The sequence below is a fragment of the Streptomyces sp. NPDC096132 genome, from assembly GCF_044763345.1.
Taxonomy (GTDB): Bacteria; Actinomycetota; Actinomycetes; order Streptomycetales; family Streptomycetaceae; genus Streptomyces.
This window is the reverse complement of sequence record NZ_JBIWGA010000002.1, coordinates 709,309-723,927: the sequence shown is the minus strand read 5'-3', so window position 1 is coordinate 723,927 and position 14,619 is coordinate 709,309. Positions and strand designations below refer to the sequence as shown.

The window sequence follows — 14,619 nt, the reverse complement described above, 5'->3', positions numbered from 1 at the left end:
GGGGAGCGGCGGTCGCTGAACTTCGGCACACCTCTGTGTGCAAAACGGGCGTGAACCGAAGGTTGCGTCAAACGCCCGGAGGGCCCCGTGAAACGGGCTCGAAGGAAGCGATAGCAGCTTGAGAACTCAACAGCGTGCTTGGGAGGCCGTCCCTCCCCTGCCAGCAAGAGGACGGATGCGTGCGGGTGCGCCCCGTACGCGACTGCACGACCAGCCTCCGCAGCGCTTCGCTGCGGCCGGTTGCCTCCGCTGCACGTCTCGCACGTGCGGCGCTGAGGGGAGCCGGATCAACCCCTTCGTTTCTTGGAGTTCGCATGCCCGCGACTGTCGAGATCGTTTCGTTCGGTTACCTGCACGACGCGCCCCCGGCGGCGCATCTCACGATCGACCTGCGTCACCACTTCCGCGACCCGCACGTGTCGCCGGAGCTCCGGTACATGACCGCCGACGACGCGCCCGTCCGGGCCGCCGTGATGGGCACCCCGGGCATCGCCGCCCTGGTCGAGGCGACCGCCACGGCGGTGGCCGCGTTCGCCGCCGGTCCCAGCGCCGGAACGGTCACGGTCGCTGACGGATGCGCCGGCGGCCGCCACCGCGCGCCGACCTTTGCCCGCGCCCTCGCCGACCGGTTGACCGCCGCCGGCCACAGCGTGAGCGTCCGCCACCGCGACATGGCCAAGGACGTCGTCCAGCGCTGACCGGCTGCCCGATCCGCCCGTCTCGCACGGGCGGTGAGGGGAACCGCCCAGCGTTCCGCCACCCACCCCGAGAGGAACCCAGATGTCCCGCTACCAGGAGAACAAGATCCGTTCGCAGGAGCTGGCCGCAGCCACCGCCCGCGAGTACCAGGCGGTGGCCCGTGCCACAGGCGACGAGCAGGCTCTGCGCAGCGCCACCCGCAGGCTGGACACCGCCCTCGACAACCTCAGCGACCTTTACACCCTCGACCGCTACCGGGCGAAGGACTGATCGCGTTCCCTGCGGTCCCCTTCCTGGCTTCGCAGCGCCTCATGCTGCGGCCGGCTGCCTCTCCTGCCCGTCCGATCCGGCCCACGATGCGCCGGATCGGACGGACGGGAGCGCGGGGAGTCGGAATCCGCCTGCTCCAGACCCCGGACCGTCCCCCGCGTCCACACGCGGCGGGAACAGACGTCCAACCCGCCGCGCGCCCCTGTGCGCGGTTTCACCCCCAACGGCGCGCACCCCCGGAGAGGCAACTCCGGGGGTGCTGTTCGGGCCGTTCCACCCTGTGAAAGGAACCACGACCCATGAAGCACATCGGTGCTGCTCAGGTGGTTGTTACCGCCGACGGGTTCGACCGTGAGCCGTCGCTTGCGGAGCTGGACGCGATCGAGCTGGAGTCCCCGCTGATCCTGGCGGAGGTCGACCTGCTCGACGCGCAGATCAAGACCCTCGACCGCCCCGCGAACGAGGTCGACGCTCGCCGGATCCGCCGTGCGCAGAACCGGGTGCTCGCCGCGCGGCGGGACCTGGCCAACCGCACGGTCGGCGCGAGCGCGCCGGGGGGTGCGGCGTGAAGGCCAAGACCGCAATGCCCGCCGTCGCGATGACGGCGGTGTCCATGGTGCTCACCCTCGCCGTAGTGGTGATGTGGCTGGGCACCGCGATGCCATGGCCCGTCGCCCTGGTCGTCGGTCTCGGGATCGACGGCGGATGGCTGGCCACCCTCGCCTATGAGCGCCGCCTGGCTGCGCAGGGCGACCACAGCCCCACCGTGACCGCCGTCGGCTGGTTCTTCGGCCTGATCGCCACAGGCGTCCTGATCGCCCACGCCCTGCTCGCCGAGGAGTCGTCCGGGGCGTGGCTCGCCGTGGCGTGGCTTCCCGTCGCGGCCAAGGCCCTGTGGCTGGTACACGGATTGTGGGAGCGCACCGCGCTGACCCCCGGCGCCCTCGGTGCGATCCGGGGGATCCAGCAGGAAGCCCGCGACGAGGCGGCCGTGGCCCGTGCCCGGCTGCGCGCGGAGGCCTCCACCGAGGAGACGCGGCTGACGGCCGTGACGCAGGCTGGCGCGCGCGTCGCCCGCGTCCAGGCCAAGACCGCCGCAACCCTCGCCGGGGCGTGGTCGACGCTGGAGACGGCGCAGCAGGGCGAGGGCACCGGTAGGGCGCTGACCAGCGTGACGGCCCGCGTCACGCCCGACGTCACACCCACCTGGGAGCTGCCCGTCTGGGGCCCTGTGGAGCCTGTTGGCGTGCTGGAGGCGGGTCCCGCGCTCACCGATGCTCAGCTTGACGTCCTGGTCGATGAGATCCGGCACAGCGAGGTTCCGGCCCTGTCGTACCGAGAGATGGCCGCCCGCTTCCGCACCGCCGGCCACTCTGCCTCTGAGGTCCGCCTGAGGGCGGCATGGAAGCGCGTCGTCTGACGGGGCGCCGCCCATGACCGGCTAGAGGCCGTCCAGGAAGCGCACGACCGCCGACAGAACCCCATAGCGACGGCGGTGCGCCCTGCTGCAAAACCGGCGCCGGCGCCAACGGCTCCGTGGCTGGCGTACCGGTGCCTGGCACCACTTGCACGGCCGCGTCTCGTGCTCTGGTCCCCCGCCCACACGCCCACCGTAGCGGGCCATTGCCGGGGCGCCCTATCCAACGATCGCTCATTCCCGAGGGAGCTCCTGACTATGGGCAAGCCCGACACCCGCAGCATCGACCGCGAGATCAGTAAGACGAACCGCAAGCTCGAGGCGGTCCGCCGGGGCGAGATGTGGCCCCTGAACAGCTCCGAGCGGCGCGCCGTGCTCGGTGCGCTCGCCGGCGGCTCGTACCGGGTCCTGCGCGGAAAGAGCACCACCCGGCAGGAGAACCGGCTGGAGTCCGTCTCGGAGCAGGCGGTCACCCGGCTGACGGCCGAAATCACCGCGCTGCACATCGAGCGTCAGCGCATCGTGCGCGAGTACGCCGCCGCCAAGGCCGCCAAGAAGTCGTCCAGTTGGTGGTGACCGCCCGCACCGCCTGAACCACCCCGCCGGGACGGCCCGCCCCCACCCGTCCCGGCCACTCACCCTTCCCGCTCGCCCTTTCCCGCCCCGCATGGGGGCGTTGAGGAGACGTCACGCATGTCCGAGAACGTCATTCACCTGCACAAAGACACCACCCCCGGCGAACCGACCGTGCTGACCGTCGTACCCGACCCGGCGCCGACGGCGCCCGTCCCGCTGTGGGTCCGCTCCGGCCGCGCGGTGAAGACCGCCATCACGCACGAGAACACCAAGACGACCGCCCGCGCGGTCGCCCGCCACGGCCTGTACGTGGTGGGCGGGGCGCGGATCGTGGGCCGTCGCACCTGGGACGGCAAGACCGCCGCCCGCTACGAGCGGTTCATGCGCACGGCGGAAGCCGCGGGCGACATGGACGCCGCGATGGAGTGGGAGGAGCGGGCGCAGCGCTACCGCGACGCCCGCCACCGCCGCCGCATGGACCTCCTGCACTCGCCCGTGGACGCGGCCAAGGGATTGGCCGTCGGTACGGGGACGGGCATCGGCTCTCTGGTCGCCCTCGGGGTCGTCATGGCGATCGCCACGAAGGACGTGAAGGACGTCGTCACGCCGCTCATGGCCGTCGTGGAGTTCATCAACCTGCTGATCACGATCGTGCAGGTGGTGTGGGGCCCGCTGGTCACACTCGGGCCGTTCCTGGCCCTGCTCGCGCTGTGGGCGGTCGGCAGCAAGCAGCAAGCCGCGCCGGCGTGGGTCATGCCGGATCGGGTCCGCAACGGCGAGGGTGAGCCGATCACGCCGTCCATCGTGGTCAAGGCCCTGCGCGACCTCGGTGTGCCCGCGCTGCGCAACGCCATCAAGGAGATGGGCGACGCCGGCGCATCGATGCTCGGTCCGATCCGGATCGCCGGATGCGGCGTGGAGGTCGACGTCACGCTTCCGTCCGGGGTGGCCACGAACGAGGTGCAGGGCAAGCGGCGCAAGCTTGCCGAGAACCTCACCCGGCATGAGCACGAGGTGTTCATCACGATCCCGGAGGCGGCCCGTACGGTGCGGCTGTGGATCGCCGACTCCGGGGCGCTGGACGAGCCGATCGGCCCGTCCCCGCTGGTCACCGACGAGACGATGACCGCGAACTACAAGACCGGCAAGGCTCCGTGGGGGCAGGACCTGCGCGGCGACGCCGCCATGATCAGCCTGTATCAGCGGCACCTGCTGGTCACGGGTCTGTCGAACCAGGGCAAGACCGCCGCCGTGCGCGCGCTCGCTCTGTGGCTGGCGCTGGACCGTACGGTGCAGTTCTGGATCGCCGACCTGAAGGGCATCGGCGACTGGGCCATGTTCGACGGCATCGCCGAAGTGCTGATCGAGGGCCCCTCCGACAATCACTGCATCCAGGCGACCGAGATGGTCGAGGACGCCGTCACGGAGATGAACCGGCGGATCGAAGCCCGTCGCAAGGACCCGAGCATCGTGTTCCCGCCGCTGATCGTGCTGGTGGACGAAGCGCAGAAGGCGTTCATGTGCCCGGCCAAGGGCGAGGACGGCCGCCCCTACGGCGGGTCCAAGGCCACGTCCCGCTACTTCATGGCCGTCCGCGAGATCCACAACCAGGGCCGTGCGGTCGACGTGCTGATGTGGCAGGGCACGCAGGACCCCACCGACCAGAACCTGCCCAAGCTGGTCCGCGAGGGCGCCCACACCCGCGCCTCCCTCGTGGTGGGCACCGAATCCCAGGCTGAGATGGCGCTCGGAGCCAAGGCCGTCAACGCCGGCGCCGCCCCTCACCTGCTGCGGCAGGGCCTGGACAAGGGAACCCTTGTGGTCGCCTCCGACGGCATCACCATCCCGGCGGGACAGCCGTCCATCACCGTGCGAACCCACTTCATCGACGACGAGCCGGCCGCCGAGGTCGCCGAGCGGGCCAAGGCCCTGCGCGACGGCGTCGCCACCCTGCGCGTGGTCGACCAGGGCGAGGAGCGGGACGCGCTCGCCGACGTGGCCGCCGTCCTCGGCGACACGCCCCGGCTGCGGACCAACGAGGTCCTCAAGCGGCTGCACGCCCTGGACCCGGGCACCTACGGCGAACAGTGGACCAACGACCGGCTCAAGAGCCTGTTGGAGGAGCACGGCGAGATCCCGAAGAAGTCGCACGGGGTCATGGTCATCCACCGCGATCACGTCCTGCGGGCGCTCGCCAACCGCGACGCCGATGGTTCCGCTTCCGCCACCGAGTAGCGGGGAGGCACGGCCGTCCGGCCCGGGGAGGCGGGGAGAACTCCCCAACCCCCTCCCCGGGCTACCTCCCCCACGTTGATCAGCGAAAACACTGCTTCGGGGAGGCGGGGAGGCACCCCAGCTCAGGCCCCTGAAACCCCCTCCACAGCGACCCCGGCAGGGGATGTCCCTGCCTCCCCAACCGAGCACCGGAAGGGATTCCACATGTACCCCGAGACCGCCCCCAACGCGCCCGCCGTGCGGGCCCCGGACGTCCACCACCCCACCCCGATCGCCCCCGCCGTGACTCCGTACGCGGCGCCCCTGGTCCCGGTGCAGCAGCAAGGCGTGCCTACGGTCGCGAGCGTCGTCCTCCCGGACGGCCGCGTCGTCACCGGCTACGCCATGAGCCCCGTCCAGCCGGAACCGTTCGCCGCCAAGTCGGCCGTGTCGCGCGCGGCGGTGAACGTCGCCCTCGGAGGCGTCGGGTTCCTCGGCGTGAGCGGCGGACTGCTGCTGCTGACCACGTTCATCACCGCGCTCACCACGCTCATCACCCAGCTCATCACGCTCGCCGCCGTCATCTTCGGCGGATGGATCGCCGTGCAGATCTTCAGCGCAAACGGCCACAAGGGCGGGACCACGGTCAACATCCGCAAGGCCGTCATCAAACGCAACCGCTTCTACCAGTAACTACGCCAAGGGCGACCCCCCCGTCTCGCCAAAGAACCGGGGTCGCCCTTGCCAACCAGCCCACTACAGACCTGTTGGAGGTCTCCCAGCATGACGCAACCCGCCCCCTTACGGCGAGCCTTAAGGCCGGCCGCTGCTGTCTCCGAGTCGGGAGCTCCCGCCGCACCCCGGATGCGGTTCTACCTGACCACCCACAAGCGGCACTGGCTGCGCCTCACCGATGTGCCGCTGTTCCTGAAGTCCGAGCACTGGGACCGCGCCATCAAGTGGGACCAAGCCCGCGGCCCCTACGCCATCGACTCCGGCGGCTTCATGGAGCTGAAGGACAAGGGCATGTGGACCCGCCCGCCCCGTAAGTACGTCGATGACCTGCGCCGCATCTGGGAACACGTCGGCCCCTACGACTGGGCCGCACCACAAGACTGGATGTGCGAGGACGCCATCATCAACGGCGGCTGGTTCGGCGGACAGTACTTCGTCGGCACCCACCTGAGCGTCGCCGAGCACCAGCGGCGCACCGTTGAGAACTTCCTTGAACTGCGCTCCCTCGCCCCCGACCTGCGCATCGCCCCCGTCATCCAGGGCGACAACGTGCCGGCCTACGAGCGGTGCGTGGAACTGTACGAGCGGGCCGGCGTGGATCTGCGGGCCGAACCGGTCGTCGGGCTGGGCTCGGTGTGCCGGTTGCAGTCCACTCGCCAGGGCGCCGCGATCGTCACCGCCATGGCCGCGCACGGCTTCAAGCTCCACGGCTTCGGCTTCAAAACCCTCGGCCTGGAACGCGTCGGCCACCTGCTCGCCTCCGCCGACTCCGCCGCCTGGAGCTCCCATGCCCGCCGCCGCCCCCCGCTCCCCGGCCACACCCACAAGAACTGCGCCAACTGCATCGACTACGCCCTGCGCTGGCGCCGGCGCGTCATCAACGCCATCCCCACCCACGGCCAGATGCTCCTGACCGACCGGAGCGCGGCATGAACCAGCACCTCATGCGGGCCGCCCTGGACGCGGCCGGACGCGGCTGGCGCGTTTTCCCCCTGCGACCCGGCACGAAGCGCCCCGCCTTGCACGGCGAGGCCACCTGTTCCCGTACCGGCCCATGCTCGCGTGGGCACCGGAAGTGGGAGGAGCGCGCCACATGCGACCCCGACCGCATCCGCGCCACCTGGTCTACCGGCCCGTTCAACGTCGGCATCGCCACCGGCCCCTCCGGACTGGTCGTGGTCGACCTGGACGTTCCGAAGGACAAGGGCAGTTCGGACGCGCCTAACGGCGCGGCATCCTTCGGAGCGCTCTGCGAGCGCGCCGGCCACGCTGTCCCCACCACCTACCGCACCCGGACCGCGAGCGGCGGAACCCACCTGTACTTCACCGCCCCGGACGGTGTCCGGCTCACCAACACGGCCCGAACCGTGGGCGAGTTGGTCGACACCCGGGCATGGGGCGGATACGTCGTCGCCGCCGGATCCCACACCCCCACCGGAGCCTACGAGGCGCTGTGCGGCCCTGAGGCGGCCCCACTGCCCCGATGGCTGCAAAGCATCGTGCAACCCGCCCCCAAGCCGCCTCAGGGCCTCTCGGAGGCCGTAGCGGGGCAATCACGTCGATATGCTGATGTAGCACTCGCCTCCGAGACGCGGAACGTCGCATCGGCCCAACCCGGGGCGCGGGAAGCGACGTTGTTCCGCGCGGCGCGCGCCCTGGGGCGTTTCGTCGCGTGGGGCGACCTCCCTCGCCACACGGTTGAGCAGGCTCTTCAGGAGGCGGGGGAGGCGGCCGGCCTCGCCGTGTCCGAGTGCCGCTCCACCATCCGCAGCGCCCTCAACTGGTCCATCACCCACAACCAGCGCCGCACCGGGCGGACGGCATGAGCACCCCTCCCCGCCCCCCTCTGAAGAGCGTCACCCCCAGCGTGACCGGGCCGCAGGCCGCTCCACAGCCTGTGGACACACCGGCCGTGGGCGGGCCGAAGGTCGCCGCCCGCAAGGGCGTCCTTTCATCCCTTCGCTCTGACCCGACACCCGACCGCCCCGGGATCCGCATCTACGCCCCGCCGGTCTACCGCCACCACTACGACGGCACCCGCTGGTCCAAGCGCTACGGCGACACCCCCACCGCCGCCTACGCCTGCCCCTGCGGCCACACCGAGACCGCCACCGGCCAGCACGCCGTGGCCGCCCTGATCGCCGAGTACTACGCCCACAAGACCGCCTGCACCGGCACCCCTGCCGCGCTCCCCGAAGGGAGGACCGCAGCATGACCGACCACCCCGCCCCCGACACCGAGGAACTCCCCGCGCCGTCCCACCCCATGGCCGTCGCACGCCGGCTGCTCCCCGACTGGCAGACCGAGGACGGACAGCTTGTGTGCCGGCGCTGGCGCGCGTCCTGGATGCGGTGGAACGGCACCTGCTGGCGCGAGGTCGACGAAGCGCAGGTGCGCAAGGCCATGTACGAGCGGCTGGAGCACGCCGTCTACCGGGTCCCCGGCAAGGACGGCGAGACCGAGGAACGCGACTGGGCACCGACCAAGCCGAAGATCAGCAACCTGCTCGACGCCCTCGGCGCCGTCACTCTCCTGCCGACCGACACCGACGCGCCCGCCTGGCTCGATGGCGAGCAGGACGGCGGGCCGATCGTCGCGTGTGAGAACGGCCTGCTCAGGATCCGCGACCGGGAGCTCCTGCCGCACACGCCCGGCTTCTTCAACCTGGTGTCCGTCCCGTTCGCCTACGACCCCGCCGCCACGGCGCCGGCGTGGGAGCACTTCCTGTCGCAGATCTGGCCCGACGACACCGACGCCATCACCGCCCTACAGGAGTGGTTCGGCTATGTCCTGTCGGGCCGCACCGACCTTCAGAAGATCCTGCTCATCGTTGGCCCCTCACGTTCCGGCAAGGGCACCATCGCGCGGGTGCTGAAAGCACTGGTCGGCAAGGAGAACCTTGCCGGGCCCACGCTCGCCGGGCTGGGTACGAACTTCGGGCTGTCGACGCTGGTCGGCAAGTCGCTGGCGGTCATTTCCGACGCCCGGCTTTCCGGCAACGACAACAGCCAAGTCGTGGAGCGGCTGCTGACCATCTCCGGTGACGACACGATCGACGTGGACCGCAAGTACCGCGAGCAGTGGACCGGAAAGCTGCCCTCGCGGCTGATGATCCTGTCCAACGAACTGCCGCACTTCGGCGACTCCTCCGGCGTCATCGCCAACAGGTTCGTCCTGCTCAGCATGCGGGTGTCGTGGCTGGGCAAGGAAGACCCCACCCTCACCGACCGCCTCACCGCGGAAATGCCCGGCATCCTCAACTGGGCACTCGAAGGACTCGCCCGACTCCAGCGCACCGGCCGGCTGACCGAGCCCGCCTCCAGCCGCGACGCGGTCACGACCATGCGCGACACCGCCTCACCGACCAGCGCATTCGTCCGCGAACGCTGCGCCACCGGCCCCACATGCAGCGTGCCCGTGGACACCCTGTGGCACGTCTGGCGGGACTGGGCCGAAGACAACGGCGTCAAGCCAGGCACCAAGCAGGTTTTCGGCCGCAACCTGCTCTCCGTCATCCCGCAACTCGCCCGCACCCGCCCCCGCGACGCCTACGGCCAACAGGTCGCCACCTACACCGGAATCACGCTGAACACGTCCGCACCACATCTGCCTGAGTCGTGACTCATCGCGGCTCAACGCCCTTCCGAACCGCTCTGAGTCGCGATGAGTCACGACTCAGAGCAATGTCACTCCAACATGTGGAGGATGCAGTGCGCGTGACCGCCCCTCCTTCGGCAGACCCCCGCACGACCCTTCGGGGCGGTCTCCCGGACCGGTATCTCACCCCCGACGACGTCGCCGAGATCTTCGGCGTCCCCGTCGAGACCGTCTACCAATGGCGCAGGAAGCGCACCGGCCCGCCGGGCTTCCGCATCGGCAAGCACCTGCGCTACGACCCCGCCGACGTACGCGCCTACGTCGACCAGCGCAAGCACGCCGAAGACACCGCCGCCTAACCGAACGCACACCACACGGCAGGGAGAGCCGCCCCCGCGGCTCTCCCTGCCGCATGTCGAGAGGACTACTGCCTGATGGCAGGCCACATCCAAGACCGCTGGTTCAAGACCGAGACCGACGACAACGGCAAGACCGTCCGCGTGAAGACCGACCGCCACGGCACCGGAATGCGTTACCGGGCCCGGTACGTCGGGCCCGACGGCACTGAGAAGTCCAAGAGCTTTCCCGACGGACAGAAGCGACTCGCTGACAAGTGGCTCGCGCAGATCGAGGCCGACATGGCGCGCGGCCAGTACATCGACCCGAAGGCGGGCCGGACCACCTTCCAGCAGTACGCCGAACGCTGGGTTGCCGCCCAGACGACGGACGTGTCCACGCGAGCGGGCACTGAGTCTCGGCTCAGGCTTCACGCCTATCCGCACATCGGCTCGCGTCCGCTCGGATCCTTCCAGCCGGAACAGATCCGTGAGTGGTCCCGAGTGCTGGAGGGCAAGGGACTCGCCGCGTCCTACCGCCGGGTCATCTTCGCCAACGTGTCGGCCGTGTTCACGGCCGCCGTGGACGATGGACTGATCAGCAAGAACCCGTGCCGCGCGGCCTCCGTGAAGGCGCCGGCCATGGTGCCCAGTCGGGTGCGGCCGTGGACGCCTGAGCGCGTGTTCGCCGTACGAGCGGCGCTCCCCGAGCACTACCGCGCCATGGTGGACACGGGTGGCGGCTGCGGCCTGCGACAGGGCGAGATCTTCGGGCTTCCCGTCGATGAAGTCGGCTTCCTGACCGGCTGGTTGCACGTCGGCTATCAGGTGAAGTTGGTCGACGGGCAAGCCGTGTTCGCACCGCCGAAGCGCGGCAAGGTGCGCGACGTGCCCTTGCCCGAACGCGTCGGCCAGGTGCTCGCCGCCCACATGAAGCGCTTCCCGCCCAAGGACGTGACGTTGCCGTGGCTGGTGCCGGACGGGCGGCCCGTCACCAAGAGACTGTTGTTCACCGCCCCCGAGGGCGGCGCCCTCGTCCGGAACAACTTCAACGTGCAGGCGTGGAAGCCCGCCCTCGTCGCCGCCGGCGTCCTCCCGCAGCCTGAGCCAGGCCAACGGATCGCAGAGTCCCGAGAGGACGGCATGCACGCGCTCAGGCACTTCTACGCCTCCGTGCTGCTGGACGCGGGGGAGAACGTGAAGGCGCTGAGCGGGTACCTGGGGCATGGCGACCCGGGGTTCACGCTGAGGGTCTACACGCACCTCATGCCGAGCAGCGAGAGCCGCACGCGGAAGGCGGTCGACGGCATGTATCGGGCCGCCGGTGAGGGCAACGACGGCCCACAGACGGCCCAAGCGGCATGACGGCACTCCCCACCGGCGGGAAACCCGCTGGTGGGGGCCTATTCGGCAGCGACTCTGGCCTAGTTTAACTAGAACTGGTATCAGTTCCTGAAACACCGTCAGAAACGATGCAGACGAAGGCAGTGGCCATGGCCGAGTTCGTGGAACACGGAAAGCTGTTCATCGGCGGAGAGTTGACGGACCCCCTGGGCGATGCCGTCATCGAGGTGATCTCGCCGCACACCGAGGAGGTCATCGGGCGGGTGCCCCATGCCTCGACGGCCGATGTCGATCGCGCGGTGGCCGTCGCCCGGCGGGCCTTCGACGAGGGGCCCTGGCCGCGGCTGTCCCTGGACGAACGGCTCGCGGTCGTCACCCGCATCAAGGACGGGATCGCCCTGCGCCACGAGGAGATCGCCCGCGTGATCTCCTCCGAGAACGGCTCCCCGTACTCCTGGAGCGTCCTCGCGCAGGCCCTCGGCGCGATGATGGTGTGGGACGCGGCGATCACGGTCGCGCGGAACTTCACGTACGAGGAGCGGCGCGACGGTGTGCTCGGGAAGATCCTCGTCCGGCGTGAGCCGGTCGGCGTGGTCGCGGCCGTCGTCCCCTGGAACGTCCCCCAGTTCGTCGCCGCCGCCAAGCTCGCGCCCGCGCTGCTCACCGGCTGCTCGGTGATCCTCAAGCCGTCGCCGGAGTCGCCGCTGGACGCGTACATCCTGGCCGACATCGCGCGGGAGGCCGGGCTGCCCGAGGGGGTGCTGTCCGTCCTCCCGGCGGACCGCGAGGTGAGCGAGTACCTGGTCGGGCACCCCGGTGTCGACAAGGTGTCCTTCACGGGGTCGGTCGCGGCCGGCAGGCGGGTCATGGAAGTGGCCTCACGCAACCTCACGCGCGTGACCCTGGAACTGGGCGGCAAGTCGGCCGCCGTCGTCCTGCCGGACGCGGACCTCGCCACCGCCGTCCCCGGGATCGTCTCCGCCGCCTGGATGAACAACGGACAGGCCTGTGTGGCCCAGACCCGCATCCTCCTGCCGCGTTCGCGCTACGACGAGTTCGCCGACGCCTTCGCCGCCGCGGCGAGCGCCCTCGTCGTCGGCGACCCGCTGGACCCGGCCACCCAGGTGGGCCCGCTGGTGGCCGAGCGGCAGCAGCGCCGCAACCTCGACTACATCCGGATCGGGCAGAAGGAGGGCGCGAAGGTCCTCACCGGCGGGGGCCGTCCGGCGGGCCTGGACCGCGGCTGGTACGTCGAGCCGACGCTCTTCGGCGACGTCGACAACTCCATGCGGATCGCCCGCGAGGAGATCTTCGGCCCGGTGATCTGTCTCCTCCCCTACGGCGACGAGTCCGAGGCGCTGAAGATCGCGAACGACTCCGACTACGGGCTGAGCGGCAGCGTGTGGACGGCGGACGTGGCGCACGGCGTCGAGATCGCCCGGCAGGTCCGTACGGGGACGTACTCCGTCAACACCTTCAGCCTGGACATGCTCGGCCCGTTCGGCGGCTACAAGAACTCTGGGCTCGGGCGGGAGTTCGGACCGGAGGGGTTCGGGGAGTACCTGGAGCACAAGATGATCCATCTGCCGGCCGGCTGGGAGGGCTGAGGCCGCCATGGGGGATCGCTGGCACGTCGAGGTCGACCGCTCCCTCTGCATCGGTTCCGCCCAGTGCGTCCACCACGCCCCGGACGGCTTCCGCCTCGACTCCGCCCGTCAGTCCCACCCGGCCGACCCGGACACGGACGCGAACGAGCGGGTCCTGGCGGCGGCGGAGAGCTGCCCCGTGGAGGCGATCACGGTCACGCTGGTGGGCAGCGGGGAGGCGGTGTTCCCGCCGGAGGACTGAGATCCCCTGGACCCCCTGAGAGAAGGAAAAAATCTTCCCTCAGGGGGGTTCCATCCGCTTCTGTCCGGCTTATCCTGGTATTGGCCTACGAGGCGAGTGAGGGAGTTCGACCGGAGTAGCCGACTTTGGCGAGACGCGAAGGCATCCGCTGAGGCCGACGTCGACGGTCGGGCTGAGAGGCCGGAAAGCAGCAGTAGGGCTGGAAGGCGACCCCCATCACCTGATCCGGGTAATACCGGCGAAGGGAACCCGTCTCGTAGGTTTTCGCATGTCGTGCGCTGCCGTAGCGTGCGGCCATGACCGACCACCGGTACGACGCGGCCGACATCCGGATCATCGAGGGTGGCGAAGCCGTGCGCCGCCTGCCGGGCATGTACTTCGGCGTCGGCCTCGACAGCCCGGAGCTGCCGACGCGCGCGTTCGCCGCGGTCGTGGGCTGGTCCCTGCACCCGGCCACGCGGGTCGCCCCCGTGCACGCCCTGTGCGTCGAGGCGGAGATCCTCGGAGACCTCGCCTTCTCCGTCTCCGACACGGCGTCCGACGCCCTGGGTGAGGACGGAGTGCCGATCATCGGCTTCGGTTCGTTGATCGGCTCCGGCCGTTGGTGCGGCTGGGCCGTGTCCGCCGTGAGCGCGCGTACCGTGGTCGAGGTCTGGCGGGACGGTCGCGGCCTGCGTCAGGAGCTGGCGGGTGACCTGCCGCTCGGGGAGCCGGAGGAGTTCGTACCGCCGGCCGGGGCGGGAACGCGGATGGAGTTCGCGCTCGACGGGGCGTTGCTCGCGCCCGGCGCGGTGATCACCGCCGACCTGGGCTCGCTGGACCTGCACGGGCCGGGGTGCGAGGAGCCGGACGGACCGGTCCGCCTCCGCCTGCGCGACCTGCGGTGATCAGCCCGACGACCGCTGCTCCGGGTCCGTCACGTCGATCAGGCGGCACACCGTTTCGATGTCTATGCGTACCTGGGCGATGGACGCGCGGCCGGAGAGCCAGGTGATCAGGGCCGAGTGCCAGGTGTGCTCGATGACGCGGACCGCCGAGAGCTGTTCGGGGGTGGGGTCGGTCAGGCCCATCGCGTCCAGGATGATCGCCGTCGTCTGACGGGAGACCTGGTCGACCTCGGGGGAGACGCTGCGGTCGGCGAAGGTCAGGGCGCGGACCATGGCGTCGGCCAGGTGCGGCTCGCGCTGCAGGGCGCGGAAGGCGCGCATCAGGGTCTCCGCGACGCGCTCGGCAGGGCGGTCGCCGGACGGGGGCTTCTTCCGCAGCGTGCCGTGCATCTGCTCCAACTGGTCCTGCATGGTGGCCACCAGCAGGTGCACCTTGGAGGGGAAGTAGCGGTAGAGCGTGCCGAGGGCGACCTGCGAGGACTCCGCGACCTCCCGCATCTGCACCGCGTCGAAACCGCCCCGGCTGGCCAGCTGCGCGCTCGTGTGCAGGATGCGCCGGCGGCGGGCCTCCTGCCGCTCCGTGAGGGGGGAGGGTGGGGGTCCCCCCGGTCGAGCGGAGCCGAGACTGGGGGAGGGGCGCTGGGTGGAGTCTTCCGCAGGCATGGGTCCCGTTCCGTGACAGTCGGTGAGGGTCGGT

General features: G+C 70.6%; 17 protein-coding genes and 1 riboswitch. Of the genes, 16 read left to right on the top strand and 1 reads right to left on the bottom strand.

Annotated elements, in window-relative coordinates; all coding sequences use genetic code 11:
• The first annotated feature begins 314 nt into the window (after nt 1–314).
• The 16 genes from ACIRF9_RS07670 to ACIRF9_RS07595 all read left to right on the top strand — a co-directional run bounded on the left by ACIRF9_RS07670 (nt 315) and on the right by ACIRF9_RS07595 (nt 13,922).
• Nucleotides 315–698 (top strand): ATPase, encoded by a 384-nt coding sequence (locus tag ACIRF9_RS07670; RefSeq protein WP_403817858.1) that lies wholly within the window; start codon nt 315–317, stop codon nt 696–698.
• An 82-nt stretch (nt 699–780) separates the two neighbouring features.
• Nucleotides 781–969, top strand: a complete 189-nt coding sequence (locus ACIRF9_RS07665; protein ID WP_403817855.1) for a hypothetical protein — start codon at nt 781–783, stop codon at nt 967–969.
• Between the two features lie 299 nt (nt 970–1,268).
• The gene (locus tag ACIRF9_RS07660) at nt 1,269–1,538 is read left to right on the top strand and encodes a DUF6284 family protein (protein ID WP_403817852.1); all 270 of its coding nucleotides are present in this window, start codon (nt 1,269–1,271) and stop codon (nt 1,536–1,538) included.
• Complete coding sequence (locus tag ACIRF9_RS07655) at nt 1,535–2,389, top strand: protein spdB (RefSeq protein WP_403817850.1); 855 nt, start codon at nt 1,535–1,537, stop codon at nt 2,387–2,389. Before ACIRF9_RS07660 ends, ACIRF9_RS07655 begins: the two co-directional genes overlap by 4 nt.
• A gap of 255 nt (nt 2,390–2,644) precedes the next feature.
• A complete protein-coding gene (locus ACIRF9_RS07650) occupies nt 2,645–2,962 on the top strand; it encodes a hypothetical protein (protein WP_403817847.1) in 318 nt (105 codons plus the stop codon).
• 117 nt (nt 2,963–3,079) lie between these two features.
• Nucleotides 3,080–5,197 carry an ATP-binding protein gene (locus ACIRF9_RS07645; RefSeq protein ID WP_403817844.1) on the top strand — a complete coding sequence of 706 codons (2,118 nt, stop codon included), beginning with the start codon at nt 3,080–3,082 and terminating at the stop codon, nt 5,195–5,197.
• Nucleotides 5,198–5,401: 204 nt separating this feature from the next.
• On the top strand, nt 5,402–5,869 hold the full coding sequence (locus tag ACIRF9_RS07640; RefSeq protein ID WP_403817841.1) for a hypothetical protein: 468 nt from the start codon (nt 5,402–5,404) through the stop codon (nt 5,867–5,869).
• A 171-nt stretch (nt 5,870–6,040) separates the two neighbouring features.
• The gene (locus ACIRF9_RS07635) at nt 6,041–6,844 is read left to right on the top strand and encodes a hypothetical protein (protein ID WP_403817838.1); all 804 of its coding nucleotides are present in this window, start codon (nt 6,041–6,043) and stop codon (nt 6,842–6,844) included.
• Nucleotides 6,841–7,737: a bifunctional DNA primase/polymerase gene (locus tag ACIRF9_RS07630; protein ID WP_403817836.1), complete on the top strand. Its 897-nt coding sequence runs from the start codon at nt 6,841–6,843 to the stop codon at nt 7,735–7,737. The genes ACIRF9_RS07635 and ACIRF9_RS07630 overlap by 4 nt, the downstream gene beginning before the upstream one ends.
• Entirely contained in the window at nt 7,734–8,126 is a 393-nt protein-coding gene (locus ACIRF9_RS07625) for a hypothetical protein (protein ID WP_403817833.1), read from the top strand. Before ACIRF9_RS07630 ends, ACIRF9_RS07625 begins: the two co-directional genes overlap by 4 nt.
• On the top strand, nt 8,123–9,532 hold the full coding sequence (locus ACIRF9_RS07620; RefSeq protein WP_403817830.1) for a phage/plasmid primase, P4 family: 1,410 nt from the start codon (nt 8,123–8,125) through the stop codon (nt 9,530–9,532). The genes ACIRF9_RS07625 and ACIRF9_RS07620 overlap by 4 nt, the downstream gene beginning before the upstream one ends.
• A gap of 62 nt (nt 9,533–9,594) precedes the next feature.
• Complete coding sequence (locus ACIRF9_RS07615; RefSeq protein ID WP_403817827.1) at nt 9,595–9,867, top strand: helix-turn-helix domain-containing protein; 273 nt, start codon at nt 9,595–9,597, stop codon at nt 9,865–9,867.
• A 75-nt stretch (nt 9,868–9,942) separates the two neighbouring features.
• Nucleotides 9,943–11,208 carry a tyrosine-type recombinase/integrase gene (locus ACIRF9_RS07610; protein WP_403817824.1) on the top strand — a complete coding sequence of 422 codons (1,266 nt, stop codon included), beginning with the start codon at nt 9,943–9,945 and terminating at the stop codon, nt 11,206–11,208.
• A gap of 128 nt (nt 11,209–11,336) precedes the next feature.
• The gene (locus ACIRF9_RS07605) at nt 11,337–12,794 is read left to right on the top strand and encodes an aldehyde dehydrogenase (RefSeq protein WP_403817976.1); all 1,458 of its coding nucleotides are present in this window, start codon (nt 11,337–11,339) and stop codon (nt 12,792–12,794) included.
• Between the two features lie 7 nt (nt 12,795–12,801).
• On the top strand, nt 12,802–13,035 hold the full coding sequence (locus tag ACIRF9_RS07600) for a ferredoxin (RefSeq protein ID WP_403817821.1): 234 nt from the start codon (nt 12,802–12,804) through the stop codon (nt 13,033–13,035).
• Nucleotides 13,036–13,123: 88 nt separating this feature from the next.
• Nucleotides 13,124–13,299: riboswitch (TPP riboswitch) on the top strand.
• Between the two features lie 32 nt (nt 13,300–13,331).
• Nucleotides 13,332–13,922, top strand: a complete 591-nt coding sequence (locus ACIRF9_RS07595) for a hypothetical protein (RefSeq protein WP_403817819.1) — start codon at nt 13,332–13,334, stop codon at nt 13,920–13,922.
• Here the strand turns inward: ACIRF9_RS07595 and ACIRF9_RS07590 are convergent, their stop codons facing one another.
• The gene (locus tag ACIRF9_RS07590) at nt 13,923–14,585 is read right to left on the bottom strand and encodes a TetR family transcriptional regulator (protein ID WP_403817817.1); all 663 of its coding nucleotides are present in this window, start codon (nt 14,583–14,585) and stop codon (nt 13,923–13,925) included.
• Nucleotides 14,586–14,619: the final 34 nt, after the last annotated feature.